This is a genomic window from Jongsikchunia kroppenstedtii DSM 45133, from assembly GCF_000380485.1.
In the GTDB taxonomy this organism is placed as follows: domain Bacteria; phylum Actinomycetota; class Actinomycetes; order Mycobacteriales; family Mycobacteriaceae; genus Jongsikchunia; species Jongsikchunia kroppenstedtii.
Window position 1 is genome coordinate 387,376 of record NZ_AQYG01000049.1, and the last position, 19,683, is coordinate 407,058.

Here is a 19,683-nt window from a genome sequence, read left to right on the forward strand (position 1 = left end):
AGTAACCAAGGAGACTGACGATGACCACCATGGCCCCGATCGCGACCAATGAGGATCAAGCCGACCCGCGCGATCCCCTGCTGCGGCTGACGAACTTCTTCGACGAAGGTTCGATGTCGCTGTTGCACCCGCGTGACAAGTCCGGCGTGCAGGCTGCCGCCGGTCGGGTCAACGGGGTCTACACCGTCGCTTACTGCACCGATGGCACCGTCATGGGCGGCGCCATGGGTGTGGTGGGCTGCAAGCACATCGTCAACGCCATCGATACCGCCATCGCCGAGCAGGCGCCGGTCGTCGGTATCTGGCACTCGGGCGGGGCTCGCCTCGCCGAGGGTGTCGAGGCGTTGCACGCTGTCGGCGGTGTGTTCGAGGCCATGGTGCGGGCATCTGGTTATGTCCCGCAGATCTCCGTTGTTGTCGGCTTTGCCGCCGGTGGCGCCGCGTACGGCCCCGCCCTGACCGACGTCGTCATCATGGCGCCGGAAGGTCGCGTCTTCGTGACAGGTCCGGACGTGATCAAGACCGTCACCGGCGAGCAAGTCGATATGGAAACCCTTGGCGGTCCGGTCACCCACGGCAAGAACTCGGGTGTCTCTCATATCACCGCCACCTCCGAGCCGGACGCCCTGTGGCGTGCCCGCCGGCTCGTCGGAACTTTCAGTCAGCAGGGACATTTCAGCCGCACGCAGGCCGAGGCCGGCGACACCGACCTGAAAGCCCTGCTCCCCGAGTCGAACCGGCGCGCCTACGATGTGCACCCGGTCGTCGAGGGCCTACTGGACAAGGACATCGCCGCCGACGGCGAGACCGAGATCTCCAGTTTTGAAGAGCTGCAGGCCAAATGGGCGCCCAGCATCGTGGTCGGCTTCGGTCGGCTGTCGGGCCGGAGCGTCGGCGTCATCGCCAACAACCCCCTGCGCATGGGCGGCTGCCTGAACACCATCAGCGCCGAGAAGGCCGCCCGCTTCGTGCGGCTGTGCGACGCGTTCGGCATCCCGCTGATCGTCGTCACGGATGTCCCCGGCTACCTGCCGGGACTCGGCCAGGAGCTCGACGGCGTCGTCCGTCGCGGCGCAAAGCTGCTGCACGCCTTCGCCGAAGCCTCAGTGCCGCGTGTCACGCTGGTCACCCGCAAGATCTACGGCGGCGCCTACATCGCGATGAACGCACGGGCCCTGGGCGCCACCGCGGTCTTCGCCTGGCCGGGCGCCGAGGTCGCCGTGATGGGCGCCAAGGCCGCCGTCGGCATCCTGCACAAGAAGGCGCTGGCCGCCGCGCCGGAGCACGAGCGCGAGGAACTGCACGAGCGCCTGACCGTCGAGCACGAGGCCATCGCCGGCGGCATCGGTCGCGCGCAGTCGATCGGCGTCGTGGACGAGGTCATCGACCCGGCCAAGACCCGCAGCATCATCGCGGAGGCGCTGGCATCGGCCCCCGCTCGCCGCGGACGCCACAAGAACATCCCGCTGTGATCGACTGATCGCAGCGCTTCCCCGAGGGACCCCGGAATCCGTTATGGACCGGGGTCTTTCGCTTCTCGGGCCCGCTTTTCCCACAGCTGAGCGTATTCGCGACTGGTCTCTGGTGTTGGAAGTGCACGCACGAGTTGGATCTACCCCGGATCGGGCCCCGTCGCGGCGAGACGGGATGGGTTGTTAGACCACTGCGACCAGGACCCGGGGAACAGCGCCGCCTCGAAGCCGGCGATCGCCAGCGCGGCAACCTCGTGCGCGGCGGTCACACCGGATCCGCAGTAGGCGGCCACCGGTGTGCCGGCGGCGACGCCGAGCTCGGTGAACCTCGCCCGCAGATCCGCCGCCGAACGGAAATGCCCATCGGCCGTGAGATTTTCACCGGACGGCGCACTGAGCGCACCCGGAATGTGACCAGCCCGCGGATCCATCGGTTCCTGTTCGCCGCGGTAGCGTTCGCCGGCCCGCGCATCGAGCAGGACGCCGTCGAACTCGGCGACCTCGTCGATCGTCATCGTCGGAAGCTGCTGCGGTGTAAGCACCATCGATGACGGTGCGGGCGTCGACTCGTCCCCGGTCTCCAGCTCCAGCCCGGCGGACCGCCACGCTTCCAACGCACCGTCGAGCAGCCGTACGTCGGCCACCCCGGCCCATCGCAATAGCCACCAGGCACGCGCCGCCGCCTGGCCGCCGAGGTCGTCGTAGCAGACGACACTGCTGTCGGGCTCAATCCCCCAGCGCCGCACCGACTCCTGTAGGTCAGCAACATCCGGCAGGGGATGCCGCCCGGCCGCGGCCGTCGGCGTCGCCGCGAGGTCGGCATCCAGGTCGACGTAGATCGCGCCCGGGATGTGTCCACCCCGGTAATGCTCGCGCCCATCCGGATCGCCCAGCTGCCAGCGAACGTCGAGGACCACCGGCGCGGTCAGCGTCCGCAGTTCGTCGACCGAGATCAGTACGGAACCCATGGACTACCAGTACCACGGGCACGCGGTCGACAGTCCCCACAGACGACGACAGACCCCACTCGATTTCGAGTGGGGTCTGTCGTTGGGAGTGGGGTGTGCGACCTGGGGCTAGCCGACGCGCTGCTTGAGCCAGGTGACCTCGGCGCCGACGCCGCCCATCCGGTAGGGCTCCAGCGCCTCGTCCCAGGCGGTGCCGAGCGCGGCATCCAGCGCGCCGCCCAGGCCCGCGCCGTCGGCGTGGTTCTCCAGCAGCGAGCGCAGCTGCATCTCGCCGAGCATCACGTCGCCGTTGGCGCTCATCGATCCGCGCCACAGACCAAGACCGGGTACGTGGCAGAAGCGTTCGCCATCGACGCCGTCGCTCGGGTTCTCGGTGACCTCGAAGCGCAACGCCGACCATTCCCGCAACGCGTTGGTCAGCCGGGCCCCGGTGCCGACCGGGCCGACCCAGTCGACGGTCGCCCGCAGCAGGCCGGGATCGGCCTCTTGGGCCGACCATTTGAGATTCGCGGCGGCGTCCAGGGTGGACGACAGCGCCCACTCGACATGCGGGCACAACGCAGCCGGCGACGAGTGCACGTACACAACACCCGTCGTCACGTCCGCAAACTGGTTCAAGTTGCGCACCTTCAACACCTCCGGTCTCGACGAGGAACGTCTTCCCCAACGGCCTTGCGAGACTCAGGTGCAAATATCACATTATTGAGACCGATTATACCCTATGAGACGCGTGTTGCGCTAGTGAATGTTGTTCATCGTGCGAATTTCCGTCACGACGGTGTCGTTGAAGTCGGCCCAGAGCGGCTTGGCCCAGGCGCCGAACGGGCGATCCGTGAGCACCACGCACGACGCGCACAACACCGGATCGACCCAGAGGAACGTGCCGGCCTGACCGAAGTGGCCGAACGTCTGCGGACTGTTCGATGCGCCGGTCCAGTGCGGCCGCTTGCTGTCGCGCAGCTCCGGCCCCAGACCCCAGTCGTTGGGCCGCTGACGGCCATACCCGGGGACGAACCCGTCGATCCCGGGGAACTGCACCGACGTCTGCTGCGCGTGCAGCTCCGGCGAAATGAGGCGCGGCGACAGCAGCTCGGCCGCGAGCCGCGACAGGTCGGCGACCGTCGACTGAGCGCCGTGCCCGGCCGGTCCGGTGAGCGCGGTCGCGGTCATACCCAGGGGCTCGCAGACCGCCTCGGCCAGATAGTCGGCGAAACGGATCTCTGTGGCGGACTCGACCGTGTCGGCCAGCACCTCGTAGCCGGTGGACGAGTAGATGCGTTGCTCGCCCGGCGCCGCTCGGATCTCGTCGGTGGTGAAGTCCAGCCCCGACGCGTGCGCCAGCAGGTGTCGCACCGTCGATCCCGGCGGACCGGCCGGGGTGTCGAGCTCGACCGCGCCCTCTTCAACCGCGACCAGAACCGCGTGGGCCACAAGAAGTTTGGTGACCGATGCCAGCTCGTACACCCGCCCGGAATCGCCGAACGCCGCGATCGTCTCCCCGGAAGCGGAGACGATCGCGGCGCCGGCGTTGTCTACCGGCCACTCAGCGATGGACTGAAGGGCCGAGGATCCGGGTGTCGAATTCACCCGATCACTGTAGTCAGCGGGCTTAACGGTCCGCGTCGGTGTAGCGGATGACCCCGCGAATGTTCCTGCCGTCCAGCATGTCCTGGTAGCCCTCGTTGATCTGGTCGAGGCTGTACTGGCGGGTGATCATCTCCTCGATCTTCAGCTTGCCGATCTTGTACATCGACAGCAGGTTCGGGATGTCGAGCTTCGGGTTGGCCCCGCCGAAGATGCTGCCCTGCAGGTTCTTCTGCAGCAGGGTGAGCATCGCGAGGTTGAGCGTCACCTCGGTGTCGAGCATGTTGCCCATGCCGGTCAGCACGCAGGTGCCGTTCTTCGCGGTGATGCTCAGCCAGGTGTCGACGTCCTTGCCGAAGACCTCGCCGACGGTGACGACGACCTTCTGGCACATACCCCACTCGGTGGCGTTGCCGATCTCGTTCATCGCCTCTTCGACCGACGCGAAGGCGTGGGTGGCACCGAACTTGAGGGCCTGCTCACGCTTCCATTCGACGGGGTCGATCGCGAAGACGTTCCGCGCGCCGGCGATCACGGCACCCTGCAGCGCGGCGGTTCCGACGCCGCCGACACCGATGATCGCGACGTCCTCACCCGGACGCACGTCGCCGCTGCGGGTCGACGAGCCGTAGCCGGTCGGGATGCCGCAACCGCACAGGGCCGCGACCTCGAACGGGACGTCCTTGTCGATCTTCACCGCAGAGGCCTCGTGGACCACCATGTACGGGCTGAAGGTGCCGAGCAGGGTCATCGGGTACACCGGCTGGCCGTCCGCGGTGTGGATGCGGAAGGTGTGGTCGGAGACGGCCTCACCCTGCAGCAGCATGGCGCCGAAGTCGCAGAGATTCGCGACGCCGGCCTTGCAGGACTTGCACTTTCCGCACGACGGAATGAACGACAGGACGACGTGGTCGCCGACCTCGAAATCGGCAACACCCTCGCCGACCTGCTCCACGACGCCGGCACCCTCGTGACCGCCGAGGATCGGGAAGCCGCCCATCGGGATGCCGCCGGTCATCAGATGATGATCCGAGTGGCACATGCCCGCCGCTTCCATACGGATCTTGATCTCGTGCGCCTTCGGATCGCCGATCTCGATCTCTTCGATCTTCCACGGCGTGTTGAGCTCCCGGAGGATGGCGCCCTTGGTCTTCACAGTTCAGTACCTCTATTCGAATACCATTGCGGCCGGACCGTATCCGGCAAGTGATCGACGGCTCGCGCCGCTTCCGTAAGCGAGCGTAGTCATATTCCCGCAAAAATGGAACACGTTACAGTTCTCAGCGCGCCAGACCCGCATCCTTGCCTCCGTACTGCGCCCGCAACGTCGGCTTGACCACCTTGCCGCTGGGGTTGCGCGGCAGCTCGGGCATGACGACCAGATCCTTGGGATGCTTGAACCGGGCCAGGTTGTCGTTGAGGTAGTCCTCCAGTTCCGCGAGCGTCAGCTCATGCTCCGGCTTCAACGCGACAATCGCGACGGGCACCTCCCCCCACTTGTCATCGGGCCGGCCGATGACCGCGGCCTCGAGAACCTTGGGATGGGCGAACAGCACGTTCTCGACCTCGGCGCAGTAGATGTTCTCGCCGCCGGAGATGATCATGTCCTTCTTGCGGTCGACGACGTAGATGAAACCCTCGTCATCCTGGCGGACCAGGTCCCCGGAATGGAACCAGCCGCCGGCGAACGCATCCGCGGTGCCCTGCTCGTTCTGCCAATAGCCGGACATGAGATTCGGCCCGCGATAGACGATTTCCCCGACCTGCCCGACCGGCACGTCGTTCATCTCGCCGTCGACGATGCGGGCGGTCACGGCCGGTACCACCTTGCCGACCGACCCCAGCTTGCGCAGCGCGTCCTTGCCCTCCAGCGCGCAGGTGATCGGCGACATCTCGGTCTGACCGAACACCGCGTAGTTCGCCGCCTCCGGGAAGGTCTCGGCCATCGCCTTCAGCACGGTGTCCGACGCGGGCGCCGCACCCCAGATCATGGTGCGCAGGGCCAGCTTTCGCGGGTTCGCCTGTTGTGCGGCGCACACCGCCTGCCATTGCGCCGGGACCATGAAGATCGAGGTGATCTGTTCTTCGGCGAGCATGTCGAGCAGCGCGTCGGGATCGAACGCCCCGAGCGGATGGATCACCGAGCAGCAGCCGAGATACAGCGACGGCGCCATCGCACCGAGCGCGGCGATGTGGAACATCGGAGCCGGGAAGGCGCCCTTGTCGCCCGGGCCGGCCGTGCCCAGCTGGATGCAGGTGCCCACCTGCGCCTGCAGATTGGCGTGAGACAGCATGGCGCCCTTGGGTTTACCGGTGGTACCCGAGGTGTACATGATCATCGCGGTGGTGTCTTCCGGGATGTCGATTTCCGGGAGGTCGGACGCATCCTCGGCGACCAGGTCCGCATACCCCTCCGACCCGTCGCCGGCCATATCGCCGACGACGATCGTCAGATCCACACCGCCGGCCGCCTCCGCGGCGCCCGACGCCAGCGGGGCCAGCATGGTCTCGGTGACGATCGCCTTGGCACCACTGTCGGTGATGAGAAAGGCGATCTCGGCCGGTGACATCCGAATGTTGACCGGCACCGCGATGGCGCCGATGATGTTGGCGCCCAGCACCGCTTCCACATATTCGGTGCGGTTGAGCATCACCATCAGGATGCGGTCGCCGAACTGCACGCCGCGTCGACGCAGCGCCGCCGCGAAGGCATGCGTCCGCCGGTCCAGATCCGCCCAGGTGGTCGCCTGCCCGACGAACCGCAGGGCCTCGGCATCCGGCATCATCTGCGCGTGCCGGCGCACGTGGTTGTTCCAATGGTTTCGGCGCGAGCGTTGCGGTTCGGCCAACGATGCAGACATGCTTCTCCTTGCGAGGTGAGCGGATGATGAAAAGTTCAGTTATTTGGCGCTGAATTGCGCTATGGCACTCCGGAATTCGGCGGACTGGAGCAGCTCGATCTGCCCGGACCGCTCGCGCGCGAACGCATCCTCCAGTCCCGCCAGACTGCTGCCGTTCAGCGCCGCCTTCGTCAGCTCCATCGCCCGACGGGGCTTGGCGGCAATCTTCCCGGCCGCCGTGTCGACGACGGCCTCCAGGTCATCGGGCGGCACGACGGCGGTGATCAGGCCCGCCTCGAAAGCATCGGTGGCAGAAAGCTTCTCGCCGAGCAGCGCGACCGCAGCCGCACGCGCCCGGCCCATCGCCGCCGCGACGGTGGCCGTGGCTCCGCCATCCGGCATCAGGCCGATGTTCACGAACGGCAGCAGAAAATAGGCCTTCTCGCTGGCATAGATCAGGTCGGCGGCGATGGCCAGCGACGCCCCCACGCCGGCTGCCGCGCCGTTGACCGCGGCGATCACCGGGACTCGGGTGTCGCGGACCGCGCGGGCGAGGTCGGACCCGCCATCGATCGTCTGCGCCGCGCGCTCGGCTGCTTCCTCGGCGTCCTTGGGCGGCTCGGCCTGTGCCATGTCGACGATGTCGGCGCCGGTGCTGAACGCCTTACCGACGCCGGTGATCACGACGACGCGCACATCCGGGTTCTCCGACCAGTCGGCCAGAGTGGCGACGAGCCGATCCGCCGTCGCACCGTCGAGGGCGTTCATCCGATCCGGCCGATCGATCGTCAGCCAACCGATTCCGCGTTCATCGAGGCGAGTGACCAGGCCCTGCTCCGCCATCTGAGTCCATTCCCCTTCTGAGCCGGCCGCCGATGCGAGCCGCGTCACATATCGGCAACTGTGCCGTCAGCGGCCGATCCTGTCAAGACGGAGCGCTCGGTAGGTCGGACATCGTGCAGGTCAACCGGCCGCGAGGAGGGTGTCGGTCAGCTGACGATGTCGAGACTGTCGATCAGCCAATGACCGTCGACCAGCTTCAGCGTCGACTTGATACGCGTCAGATATGGCTGGCCGTTCGGGTACATCTTGAGGATGTCCGGGTTGCGATAGGTCTGGTTCAGGAAGGCGACCACGACTGCACTGTTGGCGGTCATGGACTCGATGCCGACATCGGTGACGACACCTTCCGACGACGCCCCGGTCTGACTGACCGCCTGCTTCAGCTGTCCGCTGGCCAGCTGGGTCTGCGCGAACCCGCGGGTGGTCACCGCCCGCAGACGCTGGTCCCAGTCGTCGAGCTGATCCGCCTGGAAGGTGCCGAACTGGACGATCCCGTTCTTGGCCGCCTCCATCACTGCGGAGCGAGCGGCGTCAGTGGGCTGCGACTTGAGGTCGTGCACCTGCTGCTGCAGATCGGAGCGCTCCGTCCACAGCCAGATCGACAGCCCGCCGGTGATGATGAACAACCCGCCGAGCACCGTGATCAGACTGATCACGACCCCGCGCTTGGACCAGTCCACCTTCGGCATCCGGCCGGTGACCGACGAGACCCGGGCCGACCGGGCGTCCTTCTTCGCCTCGCGGGCGCGCATCTTCTCGCGGTTGAGGCGGTTCGACTCGAGGTACGCCTCGCCGTGGGATGCGTCCACCTCCGGCTGCGGCCCGTCCGGCGCGGCATCGGGTTGGTCGACCTCGGTCTCGTCGGCACGCTGGTCGTCGATCTTGTCGTCGGGCGAGTTGTCACTGGGGCTCATCGGCAACCAGGGTACGGCCCACGTCACACCGCAGTATATTGATCCCATCCGACCGAACGGTCGCTCGCTTAGCCCGCACCAGGAGTCTCAGATGCCACAGTTCACCCAGGAACAGACCGAATTCGCCGCCGCCGTCGCCGATTTCTGCAAGCGGGAAGTCGGAACGCGCGAGCGACGCGACGAACTCACCGATGGTGGCACCAAGCCGCACTCACCCGAGCTGTACAAGAAGATGTGCGACCTCGGTTGGGCCGGAATCATTCTCGACGAGGCTTACGGCGGTGGCGGCGGCGGTCACGTCGAGATGTGCATCTTCCTGGAGGAGGCCATCCGTGGCGGCGCACCGATCAGCGCCGCAGGCACCACGATGATCGCCGCGCTCGCCTACCAGCGATTCGCCAGCGAAGAGATCAAGCAGCGAGTGCTGTCCGGGACGGCTGCCGGCGACGTGCTGTCGATCTCGATGTCCGAACCCGGGGCCGGCTCCGACGTCGGCGCGCTGTCATGCTTCGCCGAGAAGGTCGACGGCGGCTGGAAGATCAACGGCCAGAAGACCTGGTGCAGCAACGCCCATATCGCGGCGAGCATTCTGCTGATCGCCCGCACCGACAAGTCGGGTAAGAAGCACGAGGGAATCACCCAGTTCTTCGTGCCGACCGATACGCCGGGTCTGCAGATCAGTCCGATCGACACCCTGGGCGGCAAGGAGGTCAACGACCTCTACTTCACCGACTGCTTCCTCCCGGACAGCGCCGTGGTCGGCACCGTGGGCAACGGCTGGACTCAGCTGATGAGCGGACTCAACACCGAACGGCTCATCGTCGGCGCGCTGCAGGTCGGGCTCGCCGAGCGGTCCTTCGAGTACACGCTCGACTACATCAAGAACCGCGAGCAGTTCGGCCGGCCGATCGGCTCGTTCCAGGCGCTGCGGCATCGGATGGCCGATCACGCGACCGACATCACCTGCGCGAAGGAACTCGTCTACAGCATGGCCCATGAGGCCGACGCGCATCCGGACAAGATGTTCGCGCGGGAGGCGTCGATGGTGAAGCTGAAGACCACTGAGGTCGCCAAGACGATGGCGATCGACAGCATGCAGATGATGGGCGGCTACGGCTACAGCACCGAATTCGAGGCCGAGCGGATCATGCGGTCCGCGATCATCGGAACCGTGGTCGGCGGGGCCAGCGAGGTGCAGCGCGACATCATCTCGAAGACCTACGGGCTCTGAGCGATTCGGCTAGCTGCCGAGGGGCTTCACAAAAGGGAAGGTGAGCGTCGGCCGGATCGGCACGCCGAGCAGCATCATCACCAGCCGGTCGATGCCCAGCCCCAGGCCACCGGTCGGCGGCATGCCGTAACCGAGTGCGCGCACGAAGTCCTCGTCGAGCTGCATCGCCTCCGGATCACCGCCCGCCGCGGCGAGTGACTGCGCCACGAGTCGCTGGCGCTGATCCACCGGATCGGTCAATTCCGAATAGGCCGTACCCAATTCGGCGCCGAACGCGACCAGATCCCACTGCTCGGTGAGCCGCGGGTCGTCGCGATGCGGACGCGCGAGCGGCGACACCTCGATCGGGAAGTCGTAGTAGAACGTCGGCGCCGTCGTCTGCTTCTCCACCAGCGCCTCGTAGAGCTTCATCACCAGTTGGCCCGCGGATGCGTCCTGCGCCGCCTCGACGCCATGCGTTGCACAGACCGCGGCGACCTCGCTGTCCGTGGACGTCGACGTGAGAGTGACTCCGACGGCCTTCGAAACCGCCTGATGCACAGTGATTTCCGGCCACTCTCCGGTGAGATCAACCGTCACGCCGTCACGTATCGCGACCGGGCCGCCGTTGATGGCGGTTGCCATGGCCACGATCAGTTCGCGGGTGAGCGCAGCCATCGAGCGATAGTCGCCGAACGCCTCGTACACCTCCAGCGAGGTGAACTCCGGGTTGTGCGTGGCGTCGGCTCCCTCGTTGCGGAAGTTGCGCCCCAGCTCGTAGATGCGTGGCAGCCCGGCCACCGCAAGCCTTTTCAGATACAGCTCGGGTGCGATGCGCAGCGTCAGCCGCATGTCATAGGCGTTGATGTGGGTGGCGAACGGCCGGGCCGCCGCGCCGCCGTGGATGGTCTGCAGCATCGGCGTCTCGACCTCGAGGAAGTCCTTGCCCTGCAGCGTGTTCCGGATGGCCGCAACCCCCCGCGACCGCTTCACCAGCAGCTCGGTAGCGCCGTCGGTGGTCAGCAGGTCCAGCGTGCGATTGCGGGTGCGAACCTCGTCGGACAGTTCGGTGCCCGGGGCCGGCACCGGGCTGATGCATTTGGCGGCCATCTGCCAGTCGCGCAATCGAATCGACAGCTCGCCGGTTCGGGTTGTGCATACCTCCCCCGTCACGCTCACGAGGTCGCCGGTGTCTGCGCCGGCCCGCAACGAGCCGTGCACCGCCCGATCCGTCTCGCGCGCATCGGACATCACCTGGATCTGCGCGCCACCCTCATCGAGGTCGATGAACACCAGCCCGCCGAAGTCACGCACACCACGCACCCGGCCGACGATCGAGACCGATCGTCCTGTCGTGGAATCCGGTGCCAGCGAACCGAATTCCGCACAGACCGCGGCGATATCAGTGTCTCGCGCGACAGCCACCGGATACGCGCTCATCCCCCACTGCGCCAGTGCATCGATCTTCGCGATCCGCGCGCGCTGCTGATCGCCCATCCGCTGCCCGCGGATCTGACGCCGGCGCGCGTCCCGCTCGATCTCGGCGACCGCGGCGAGGAACTCCGGATCGTCGCGTACCTCTTGGTCTTTCGGCACACCCGGGCCGGTGAGGAACGCTGGTCCGAGTTTGGGTAGGAATCCCTCGGCGATGCCGGTGGCGACCGACGCCCGCACCACACTCAGCGGCGGCTGATAGCAGAGCATCCGCGGAATCCAGATCGGGCGGTACTTCTGATTCGACCGATAGAGCTGCTCCAGTTGATAGAACTTCGATGCGAAGCCCAGCAACGAGTCGACCGTGCGAGTGACCGGGCCGGCACCGACCTTGTCGGCGTTGGCATACACCGACCGGAACATGGCGAAGTTCAACGAGATTCGGCTGACTCCGCTGTCGCGGCAATGGTCGACCACGCTTGCGACCATGAACTCGACGATGCCGTTCTCGCCGACCCGGTCACGCCGCATCAGGTCGAGCGAGATCCCGCGCTGTCCCCACGGGACGAAGGACAACAGCCCCCGGATCTGGCCGTCGGCGTCGTGCGCGGTGACCAGGAGACAGTTGCCGTCGACCGGATCGCCGAGTCGGTTGAGCGCCATGGAGAATCCGCGTTCGACGTCCTCGCCGCGCCACTGCTCCGCGAGCTCTTCGATCTGCGCCAGCTCGTCGGCGCTCAGATCCCGATGCCGACGCGCCTTTGCCGTGTACCCGGCGGCCGACACCCGATTGACTGCCTGCCGAACCGGTTTCATCTCCGGGCCACGGAGACTGAAGTTGTCGACGCTGATGATGGCCTCATCACCCATATCCAGGGTCCGCAACCCGGCGTCCCGATAGACCTGAGCGCCGTCGTCTCCCGCGGCCAGCACCACCGCGTGCACGCTGTGTTCGCGGCAGTTCTGCAGCCATGCATCGACCGCCGCCGGCCACGATTCCCGATCGCCGATCGGGTCGGCGCTGGCAACGCTGACGCTGCCGATCACCCGAAACAGCACCGCGGCCTTGCCATCCGGCGCGAAGACCACACTCTTGTCCCGCCGCGTCGCGAAGTAACCGAGCGAATCGTCCTCGCCGTACCGGGCCAGCAGCCGGCGAACCTCGATCTCCTCGTCGCGATCGAGGAACTGATTGGCGTGGTTCGCGCGCGAGAGCACTAGGAGCGCCAGCAACAGCGCGATCGTCGAGGTGATACCGACGATCGTGAACACCCAGTGATACCCGACATGGCCATGGAAAAACGGCGTGTTCTCAGAGACATGGTCACCGAACGTGGCCAGGATCGACCAGCGGACCTTCTCATGGATGCCCTGCAGCTTGTGCGGGAACGCCATCGTGAGGGTGAGCGCGACGCCGAACGAAATCACCATGCCGACAACGAGAACCAGCAGCGACATCGGCAGGGACCGGCGGGCCAGTCGGGCCGTGAACGCCGGCCACGACATCAAGAACGCGACGAACACGACCAGCCCGGCCGCCAGGACGGTCCACGCGATCGCGGGCGACTCATGCCAGGTCTCGTACAGGTGGTACTTGTGCGCGGTATGCCGCTCGGCGCGAGTCACGATTCCGATGAGGCTCAGGACATTCAGCCCGAACAGCGTGGCCATCACGCCGTAGGCCACCCGGAATCGCCGGCGGATCGCACCGGCCAGGATGAAGACCAGGCAGGCGACGTACAGACTGCGGTCGGCCGGGAAGCCGAGCGCGCTGACCGCGTCGGCCACATAGTCGATCGGCCGCCAGCTGCGGGTGACGATCAGGACGAGCGACAGGATCCCGGCGAGCGTGAGGATTCGACTCGTGGTGGTGGCGATGAACTCCGCCGCACGGTCATTGATCGTTACCCCAACCCGATTCGTCAACTCCCTCAAACACCTATCTGTGCGCTCATCGGTCCCAACATCGTGGCGAAGGCGGACTCGGCGAACTGCCAGGTATGGCCCCCGTCATGAGTATGCACCGCGCAATCGATGTTGACGGCCTTTGCCTCGTTGCAGAGCGTCTCTGCGGCCGACAGCTCCGATCCAGGCTTCTGGAAGCCCGCATTGTCGCGGCCGCCGAGGCCGGTGCCGCCACCGCCGGGGTGGCCGTGATGCTGGAAATGCGGGTGGTTCTTCATGTACTGCTGGAACCGCTTCGTCTGCGGGTCGTTCTTTCCCGACGAATCGTCGAACCAGCCCCAGACCCCGGTGTACGGGCCGTGTTTCGCCATCACCAACGTGGGATCGAAGGCGTTGTAGTCGTTGATGCTTCCGCCGAACAGCCGGTCGACGGTCTGATCCTTGGTGCCCGCATTGGGTGCCATATCGCCGGCGATATCGGCGAACGCGGTGAACAGATCCGGGTGCATCACGGTCAGATCGAGCGCGCAGGTTCCGCCCATCGACCAGCCGACGACGCCCCAATTCTTCGCGGCCGGTGACGCATCGAAATTCTTGACGACGTAGGGCCGCACCTCGTCGGTGAGATGGGCGGCGACATTGCCCCGCGACCCGTTGACGCACTCGGTGTCGTTGTTGAAACTGCCGCCGACGTCCGGGAAGACGAGGATCGGCGCCTTGCCGCCATGCTGCTTCGCGTAGTCGTCGATCGTCGCGATCGCATTGCCGGTGCGCAGCCAGTCCTGCGGGGTGTTGAACTCACCCGCGATCATCATGATCACCGGCAGCTGCGGCGGCGTGGGCCCCGTGAACCATTGCGGTGGCAGATAGACGTATTCGGTTCGGTGCGTGAAATGACTCTGATCCTTGGGCGTCGTGATCGACACGACCTTGCCCGTGGTCATCGGCCGGCCGCGATAGCTGTCGAGCTTGGACGCGTCGATCTGGTCGGGCAACGGGCCCTGCGTGAGCTGACCCCAGGCCTCCTGCACCGTCGTGTAGTAGCCCACCCACTGATTCAGCACCAGGGCTGCCGACGCGAACGACAGCAGGATTGCCAGCAGCGCCACCACCCGACGCCACCACGAGAAGCGGCGAACGCCGAAGAGGAAGACGGCCACCGCGAATCCGAAGATCGCAATCCACCACCACAGCAACGCCGGCGGCGGATCCGACGCCAGCCCCTCGGAATGCTCGTACCACATCGCCACCAGCAACAAGACGATGCCGACAACGACCGCCGCGGGGATCCAGATCGCCCACCAACGCTTCCGCCACACCGACATCGCGGCGCCGAGCGCGAAAGCGGCCACCAGCTGCAGGGTGATCGGCAACCAGCCGTCGAGCAGCGACACCCCGCCATGTCCATAGCCCATAATCAGCGAGTATCGCGGCGAATCCTGGCAAGTAGCTGGTAGGCCGCCGCCAGCCGCGGTCACGAACTCACAGGGATCGGGCGAATCCTCCGAATCGAGGATATGGCGGATATTTCATCGACCAACACATTGTGCGATCAATTCTGTTTGCGCAGGTTGCCCGACCGCCACAGGGCGGATCGACACTTAGGAAGTCGAACGCTCGCGGGTCTTCTCCGCATGCAGCGACTTCACTCGACGCTGCTCCCGCAGCACCAGCTGATAGCTCTCGCGCTCCGCGACCAACCAGTCCGGGTTCTCTTCGAGCAGCTGGTCGATCTGTTCGGTGGTCAGCGCGTCTCCGACGCCACCACGAGCCAGACCGGCGATTGAGATACCCAACTTGGCAGCGACCAAGTTCTTCGGATGTGGCCCGTTCTTACGAAGGTCCTTGAGCCACTGCGGCGGGTTCTCCTGCAGCGCAGCGAGTTCGGCACGGGTGATCGCGTTCTCCTGGAACTCCACGGGCGTCGCGGGCAGGTACACATCCAGCTTCTTCGCCGCGGTTGCGGGTTTCATCGACTGCGCGTTCTGCCTGCTCATGGGCCCAGCCTATCGGTAGCCTGGCACGGTGACCCCGCGCTCCCTCGTCCTCGGCTACGTCCCCGGTGCGACGCCGGCCAAGTGGTCCCGGATCTGGTCGGAGCGCCACCCCGACGTTCCGCTGCAGCTGAAGGCCGTCGCAGCTGCCGAAGCCGTCGATGCGGTGCGGGCCGGGACCGTCGACGTGATGCTGCTTCGACCGTCCGCCGACACATCTGGGCTGGCCGTCATCCCGCTCTACGAGGAGACGACCGTAGCGGTGGTGCCCACTGATCATCTTCTCAGTGCCGCCGATGCGGTCAGCGCTGCCGATCTCGATGGCGAGCCGACTCTGCTCCCGCTCGACGACGTCGTTGCCTGGCCAGACGCCCCCGGCGTTCCGGTCGACCACCGACCCGAGACCACTGCGGACGCAGTCGAACTCGTCGCCGCCGGGATGGGCGCCCTGATCGTTCCGCAGTCGCTGGCGCGGCTGCATCACCGCAAGGACCTCATCTACCGACCGATCGTCGCCGCACCCACCTGCCCTGTGGCACTTGCCTTTCCGGAAGGACAGCAGTCGGAACTGGTCGAGGAATTCATCGGCATCGTTCGGGGCCGCAAAGCGGGTTCATCCCGGGGACAGCCCGAACCCGCACCGAAACGCACCGCGCGGGAGAAGACCCTCGCGAAGCAGGCCTCCCGCGCCGCCGCCGGAAAGGTCGCCCGACAACCGGGGCGTGCCCAGCGCGGCCGCCGCGGACCCAAGTAGCGCTGTCAGCAGCCGGATGTAGCTACGCCCGACGGAGCTCTACGACCGGGATGACGCGGATGCCGGCAGTCTTCGCCGCGTAGTCCGCAAAGCCGGGGTATCGCCGAGCCTGCTCGGCAAAGATGCGATCGCGATCGTCGCCGGTCACGTCGCGAATGCTCACGTCATAGCTCTCGGTGCCGCGCTCGACCGTGGCGCGGTCGGCGGCCATGAGGTTGTAGTACCAATCCGGATTCGTCGGTGCGCCGCCCCGGGAGGCGAAGACATAGATCGCGTCCGAGTCGGTCTCGCTCGGGAGATACATGACCGGACTGATGAATTCCCGGCCGCTCTTACGACCGCGATGATGCAGCAGCACAAGCGGCGCGCCCTCGAACTGGCCGCCGACCTTGCCCTCATTCGCTCGGAACTCCGCGATGATCGATGCGTTCCAGTCGTCGCCGTCGCTCATGTCTCACTCCTGCCTAGTCGTATTCCGTTGTGAGACTATGACATTTGTAGGGCGACCGGGGCACAATGGATTCCCGTGATCGACCGCCCCGACATTCTTCGCGACTTCTCCGGGTTCATTGGCCTGGCGGATCTGGCACCCAAGGCTGCACCACGCGCGAGTGGTGTGTACGCCGTCATCCGGCCAACGACTACCGAACCGTCATTCCTCGGCGTCAGCCCAGCAGGGTGGTCAAACGGCGACCCAACATTGCCAGTGCGCGAGCTAGAGCAGAACTGGGTACGCGACGAGCGGGTGATCTACATCGGCAAAGCGGTAAATCTGCGGCGGCGGTTGTCCGCATACCGCCGACACGGGGCTGGCCGCCGCGCGCGACATTGGGGCGGTCGAATGATCTGGCAGTTGGCGGATCACGACTCGCTGCTGGTCGCGTGGCGCGAGTGTGAGGAACCCAGGACGGTCGAACGCGAGATGCTCTCAGATTTTCGAGCCGCGCACGCCGGCAGCCTCCCCTATGCAAACCGAGTCGGCTGAGGGTCAGAGGGTGGGTTCACCCGCGTGCCCGCCACAACCCGAATTTGTAGGGCGACCGGGGCTCGAACCCGGGACCAGCGGATTATGATCGACGGCATTGACGCTCATTGACCGCCGTTGACGACTAGCCAAAAATTCCAGCAGCACAACAATTTTGACGAAATTCGTCGTTGACGCTGATTGATCGTCGTTGACGCTGACTCTCGAATTCACCGGCAATTTCACCGGACCGAGCCCGCACAAACTTCCGGTTGAGTTCGTTACCATCGGACGTCTTGGACACTGGCAAGTTGGGCGGACCGGACATAAGGCAGAATGTGAGGTCCGCCAGGTAGAGGACAGGAAGTGGCCAATGAACTCGTTGCAAGCCGCACTCAAAGTCATGACGCGCCGCCGCACAAACCCCGACCGCCAGAAGGGCAGCACCGTCGCCCAACTACTCATACTTGTGGGGCTACTTCTACTGCTGATAACCGTCGTCGCCTCAATCGCAGACGGGATCGCCTATCTCGGCATTGGACTCTTTGCAGTGCTATTCCTCCTGGCCGGTCTCGTCCTCCGCCAAATGCACATTGGAAACCAGCGGCGCGAGCGTGAGACCGACCTTCTCCGCGAGACTCTGCGCGACCAGCGCTGAGAGCTTCTGGGGGCGTAGAGCTGAGGCTGTCGAAGCCGCTCTACATCGCTAGGCCGATACCTCCGATGCCCGCCCAGCGCGCGCCGGTACCGGTGTCGGCCGCCTCGCGTTTGAAACGCGGGGTTGTAGCTCTCAGCACATCGAACGGAGCCAAGTCATTGCCACGGCCTGTGCGGTTCCCGGTACCCGACCTGCCGTATCGGCGCTCCGCCGAGATGGAACAAGGCGAAGGTGACCGCCCGGCGAGCCTTGGCGGCTACCTCCTCGCCCGACTTAATCTCATTGGCCTGGTCGTCGTACACGTAGTACCGGGCTTGACGCGGGGCACCCCGCAGCAGCACGAGCAACCAGTCGTGATGCCACCAGGTCGGCGACTCGACCGGCACCACCTGCCAGATGCGGAACCGCCGAATGTGGGTGACCCGCAGGACCAGGCCCTTACCCTCCCAGTCGACGTCGACGGCCTTGCCTGAGATCTGGGTGAGCACGGGATGACGCTCGTAGGGCGACCGCCCCGGCGTGTGGCTCATGCGGGCATGTCGGAGTCGGCGGCGACCACGGCACCCCGGCAGCCACGAGCGCACCGCGGCGGACCGGCAGGCATCGGGACCTCGTCACCGGAGATCGGATCATCGGCGAATGTGATTGGTACAACGATGGATTCACGGGCGCAGACTGAGCAGCGCGCACCAGCGATTGGTTCCATTGCATGCATGCGAGATCGTCCTAACTTCAACCTCCGCAGCAGCGACAACCATGAGCCTATACAAACGTTTGTTCGAAGCGCGATTTGTGCCCCGGACGGCCGGCGAAGGCCGCATACTTGGCGAGCTACGCAGAGCAGACAAAGGGGGCCAGGATGACGGACGAGACCACACCGGGACAGCACGACGGGCCACCAGACCAGACTCCGCCCGCTCCGCCATCCGGCCCGCCACCCTATGGACCGCCCCCTTATGGACCGCCGCCGCCATATCTGCCTCCGCCATCTGGAATGTCGGGCGGCGCACGGGCCGCAGCGATTGTGTCGACCATCGTGGTCGTCCTTCTCATCGGCGGCGGCATCGGCGGCTACTTCGCGTGGCGGCACTTCGACAAGGACGACACCAGGCACATGTCGCTCCGACAAACCGTCGAGAAGGTCGAGGCGCTGAATGCCACGCGACTGGACCAGATCGAGCCGTACGTCGTTCCGGCCTGCTACGCGATGATCAAGGGACTCTCGGAGGCATTCGGAGGCGAAGACGACGGCACCCCCAGCGAGCACGAAACGATCGTGTCGGTCGATGAGAAGACCGGACAAGTCAAGACGCGGGATGCTCACGGCGAGGTCGACACCCAGCACTGGGTGAAAACAGATCAGGGCTGGCAACTCAGTTGTGAGGGCATGTTTACCGTCGACTCATCGACAGATCCCACCACCTCAGAATCGGAAGTCACAGCAGACGAGACCACCGAGGACACGACCAGCGACGAGGACACCGAGACCGAAGACCCTGCCGATCAGAGCACCACTGACGATGCCCAGTCGATTCTCGGCGACTCATGCAATGACTGGGACCGCATTCGCACAGACCCCGGCACAGGAGACGAGATCGTGTGCGGCTCGAACGGCACCAGCTCGCTCGTCTGGGTCAAGGGACCACCCGACCTGAGCGACCTTGCCGAGGTAACACTTGGCACGAGCTGCACTGGCGGTTTCATTATGGGCAGATCGACCGATGGCTACTACAGCATGTGCACGAACGGGGTCTGGAAAAAGTACTCTCCCTAGGACTGCCACCATGCCACCCTCACGGTTCAACCTCCGCGCTGGTGAAGCTGGCCTCTAGCTAGGGCGTGTCTCCTAATAGGCGTGTCCAGCGGAGGCATGCCTGTAGGACCACGGCGGCTCGGTAGGTGATGGCGAGTTTGTCGTAGCGGGGGGCCAGGGCGCGCCACTGCTTGGTGTCGTTGAAGGAACGCTCAATAACGTTGCGGCCCTTGTAAAGGACTGCATCGAAAGCAGGAGGCCGCCCACCGGTGGAGCCTTTGCGTTTGCGGGCGTCGGTCTCGGTGCTCTTCTGCGGGATAACGGTCTTGATGCCGCGGCCAGCGAGCATCCGCCGGTTCACCCCGTTGGTGTAGGCCCGATCGGCGATCA

At 65.7% G+C, this 19,683-nt stretch carries 19 protein-coding genes; 6 read left to right on the top strand and 13 right to left on the bottom strand.

Going from position 1 to position 19,683, the window contains the following annotated elements:
• The first annotated feature begins 20 nt into the window (after positions 1 to 20).
• Entirely contained in the window at positions 21 to 1,472 is a 1,452-nt protein-coding gene (locus G341_RS0115900) for an acyl-CoA carboxylase subunit beta (RefSeq protein WP_018180154.1), read from the top strand.
• A 140-nt stretch (positions 1,473 to 1,612) separates the two neighbouring features.
• On the opposite strand, the gene G341_RS0115905 is transcribed toward G341_RS0115900, so the two are convergent.
• The 7 genes from G341_RS0115905 to G341_RS0115935 all read right to left on the bottom strand — a co-directional run bounded on the left by G341_RS0115905 (position 1,613) and on the right by G341_RS0115935 (position 8,621).
• Positions 1,613 to 2,440 (bottom strand): sulfurtransferase, encoded by an 828-nt coding sequence (locus G341_RS0115905; protein ID WP_018180155.1) that lies wholly within the window; start codon positions 2,438 to 2,440, stop codon positions 1,613 to 1,615.
• A gap of 108 nt (positions 2,441 to 2,548) precedes the next feature.
• On the bottom strand, positions 2,549 to 3,067 hold the full coding sequence (locus tag G341_RS0115910; RefSeq protein WP_026303752.1) for a DUF3145 domain-containing protein: 519 nt from the start codon (positions 3,065 to 3,067) through the stop codon (positions 2,549 to 2,551).
• A 111-nt stretch (positions 3,068 to 3,178) separates the two neighbouring features.
• Entirely contained in the window at positions 3,179 to 4,027 is an 849-nt protein-coding gene (locus G341_RS0115915; RefSeq protein ID WP_018180157.1) for a serine hydrolase domain-containing protein, read from the bottom strand.
• 22 nt (positions 4,028 to 4,049) lie between these two features.
• Positions 4,050 to 5,180, bottom strand: coding sequence for an NDMA-dependent alcohol dehydrogenase (locus tag G341_RS0115920; protein ID WP_018180158.1), 1,131 nt, complete (start codon positions 5,178 to 5,180; stop codon positions 4,050 to 4,052).
• A 124-nt stretch (positions 5,181 to 5,304) separates the two neighbouring features.
• Positions 5,305 to 6,885, bottom strand: a complete 1,581-nt coding sequence (gene fadD5, locus G341_RS0115925) for a fatty-acid--CoA ligase FadD5 (RefSeq protein ID WP_018180159.1) — start codon at positions 6,883 to 6,885, stop codon at positions 5,305 to 5,307.
• Between the two features lie 39 nt (positions 6,886 to 6,924).
• A complete protein-coding gene (locus G341_RS0115930; RefSeq protein WP_018180160.1) occupies positions 6,925 to 7,707 on the bottom strand; it encodes an enoyl-CoA hydratase-related protein in 783 nt (260 codons plus the stop codon).
• A 146-nt stretch (positions 7,708 to 7,853) separates the two neighbouring features.
• Positions 7,854 to 8,621: a hypothetical protein gene (locus G341_RS0115935; RefSeq protein ID WP_026303753.1), complete on the bottom strand. Its 768-nt coding sequence runs from the start codon at positions 8,619 to 8,621 to the stop codon at positions 7,854 to 7,856.
• A gap of 91 nt (positions 8,622 to 8,712) precedes the next feature.
• Between G341_RS0115935 and G341_RS0115940 the strand changes: the two genes are divergently transcribed.
• Complete coding sequence (locus tag G341_RS0115940) at positions 8,713 to 9,852, top strand: acyl-CoA dehydrogenase family protein (RefSeq protein WP_018180162.1); 1,140 nt, start codon at positions 8,713 to 8,715, stop codon at positions 9,850 to 9,852.
• Between the two features lie 9 nt (positions 9,853 to 9,861).
• On the opposite strand, the gene lysX is transcribed toward G341_RS0115940, so the two are convergent.
• The 3 genes from lysX to G341_RS0115955 all read right to left on the bottom strand — a co-directional run bounded on the left by lysX (position 9,862) and on the right by G341_RS0115955 (position 15,167).
• Positions 9,862 to 13,191, bottom strand: coding sequence for a bifunctional lysylphosphatidylglycerol synthetase/lysine--tRNA ligase LysX (gene lysX / locus G341_RS0115945; protein ID WP_018180163.1), 3,330 nt, complete (start codon positions 13,189 to 13,191; stop codon positions 9,862 to 9,864).
• A 5-nt stretch (positions 13,192 to 13,196) separates the two neighbouring features.
• Entirely contained in the window at positions 13,197 to 14,585 is a 1,389-nt protein-coding gene (locus tag G341_RS0115950) for an alpha/beta hydrolase-fold protein (protein WP_018180164.1), read from the bottom strand.
• Positions 14,586 to 14,771: 186 nt separating this feature from the next.
• Positions 14,772 to 15,167, bottom strand: coding sequence for a DUF5997 family protein (locus G341_RS0115955; protein ID WP_018180165.1), 396 nt, complete (start codon positions 15,165 to 15,167; stop codon positions 14,772 to 14,774).
• Positions 15,168 to 15,195: 28 nt separating this feature from the next.
• Here G341_RS0115955 and G341_RS0115960 point away from each other — a divergent pair, with 28 nt between their 5' ends.
• Entirely contained in the window at positions 15,196 to 15,918 is a 723-nt protein-coding gene (locus G341_RS0115960; protein ID WP_018180166.1) for a LysR family transcriptional regulator substrate-binding protein, read from the top strand.
• Positions 15,919 to 15,940: 22 nt separating this feature from the next.
• Here G341_RS0115960 and G341_RS0115965 read toward each other — a convergent pair whose 3' ends face one another.
• Positions 15,941 to 16,369 (bottom strand): nitroreductase/quinone reductase family protein, encoded by a 429-nt coding sequence (locus G341_RS0115965; protein ID WP_018180167.1) that lies wholly within the window; start codon positions 16,367 to 16,369, stop codon positions 15,941 to 15,943.
• Positions 16,370 to 16,444: 75 nt separating this feature from the next.
• On the opposite strand from G341_RS0115965, the gene G341_RS24190 reads away from it, so the two are divergent.
• On the top strand, positions 16,445 to 16,903 hold the full coding sequence (locus tag G341_RS24190; RefSeq protein WP_245557011.1) for a GIY-YIG nuclease family protein: 459 nt from the start codon (positions 16,445 to 16,447) through the stop codon (positions 16,901 to 16,903).
• 352 nt (positions 16,904 to 17,255) lie between these two features.
• Complete coding sequence (locus G341_RS0115970) at positions 17,256 to 17,540, top strand: hypothetical protein (RefSeq protein ID WP_018180168.1); 285 nt, start codon at positions 17,256 to 17,258, stop codon at positions 17,538 to 17,540.
• Positions 17,541 to 17,695: 155 nt separating this feature from the next.
• On the opposite strand, the gene G341_RS0115975 is transcribed toward G341_RS0115970, so the two are convergent.
• A complete protein-coding gene (locus G341_RS0115975) occupies positions 17,696 to 18,070 on the bottom strand; it encodes a hypothetical protein (protein WP_018180169.1) in 375 nt (124 codons plus the stop codon).
• A 494-nt stretch (positions 18,071 to 18,564) separates the two neighbouring features.
• On the opposite strand from G341_RS0115975, the gene G341_RS0115980 reads away from it, so the two are divergent.
• Positions 18,565 to 19,314, top strand: coding sequence for a hypothetical protein (locus G341_RS0115980; RefSeq protein ID WP_155826994.1), 750 nt, complete (start codon positions 18,565 to 18,567; stop codon positions 19,312 to 19,314).
• Between the two features lie 58 nt (positions 19,315 to 19,372).
• Here G341_RS0115980 and G341_RS0115985 read toward each other — a convergent pair.
• Positions 19,373 to 19,683 (bottom strand): IS5/IS1182 family transposase (locus G341_RS0115985; protein WP_018180171.1); only part of this gene is annotated, 311 nt, incomplete at its 5' end.

What these genes read in the sequence shown, in the direction of transcription:
- G341_RS0115930 (WP_018180160.1), bottom strand. Translation starts at nt 7,707, where the DNA reads ATGGCGGAGCAGGGCCTGGTCACTCGCCTCGATGAACGCGGAATCGGT.
- G341_RS0115950 (WP_018180164.1), bottom strand. Translation starts at nt 14,585, where the DNA reads ATGGGCTATGGACATGGCGGGGTGTCGCTGCTCGACGGCTGGTTGCCG.
- G341_RS0115975 (WP_018180169.1), bottom strand. Translation starts at nt 18,070, where the DNA reads ATGAGCCACACGCCGGGGCGGTCGCCCTACGAGCGTCATCCCGTGCTC.
- G341_RS0115955 (WP_018180165.1), bottom strand. Translation starts at nt 15,167, where the DNA reads ATGAGCAGGCAGAACGCGCAGTCGATGAAACCCGCAACCGCGGCGAAG.
- G341_RS0115965 (WP_018180167.1), bottom strand. Translation starts at nt 16,369, where the DNA reads ATGAGCGACGGCGACGACTGGAACGCATCGATCATCGCGGAGTTCCGA.
- G341_RS0115940 (WP_018180162.1), top strand. Translation starts at nt 8,713, where the DNA reads ATGCCACAGTTCACCCAGGAACAGACCGAATTCGCCGCCGCCGTCGCC.
- fadD5 (WP_018180159.1), bottom strand. Translation starts at nt 6,885, where the DNA reads ATGTCTGCATCGTTGGCCGAACCGCAACGCTCGCGCCGAAACCATTGG.
- G341_RS0115900 (WP_018180154.1), top strand. Translation starts at nt 21, where the DNA reads ATGACCACCATGGCCCCGATCGCGACCAATGAGGATCAAGCCGACCCG.
- G341_RS0115935 (WP_026303753.1), bottom strand. Translation starts at nt 8,621, where the DNA reads ATGAGCCCCAGTGACAACTCGCCCGACGACAAGATCGACGACCAGCGT.
- G341_RS0115970 (WP_018180168.1), top strand. Translation starts at nt 17,256, where the DNA reads ATGAACTCGTTGCAAGCCGCACTCAAAGTCATGACGCGCCGCCGCACA.
- G341_RS0115905 (WP_018180155.1), bottom strand. Translation starts at nt 2,440, where the DNA reads ATGGGTTCCGTACTGATCTCGGTCGACGAACTGCGGACGCTGACCGCG.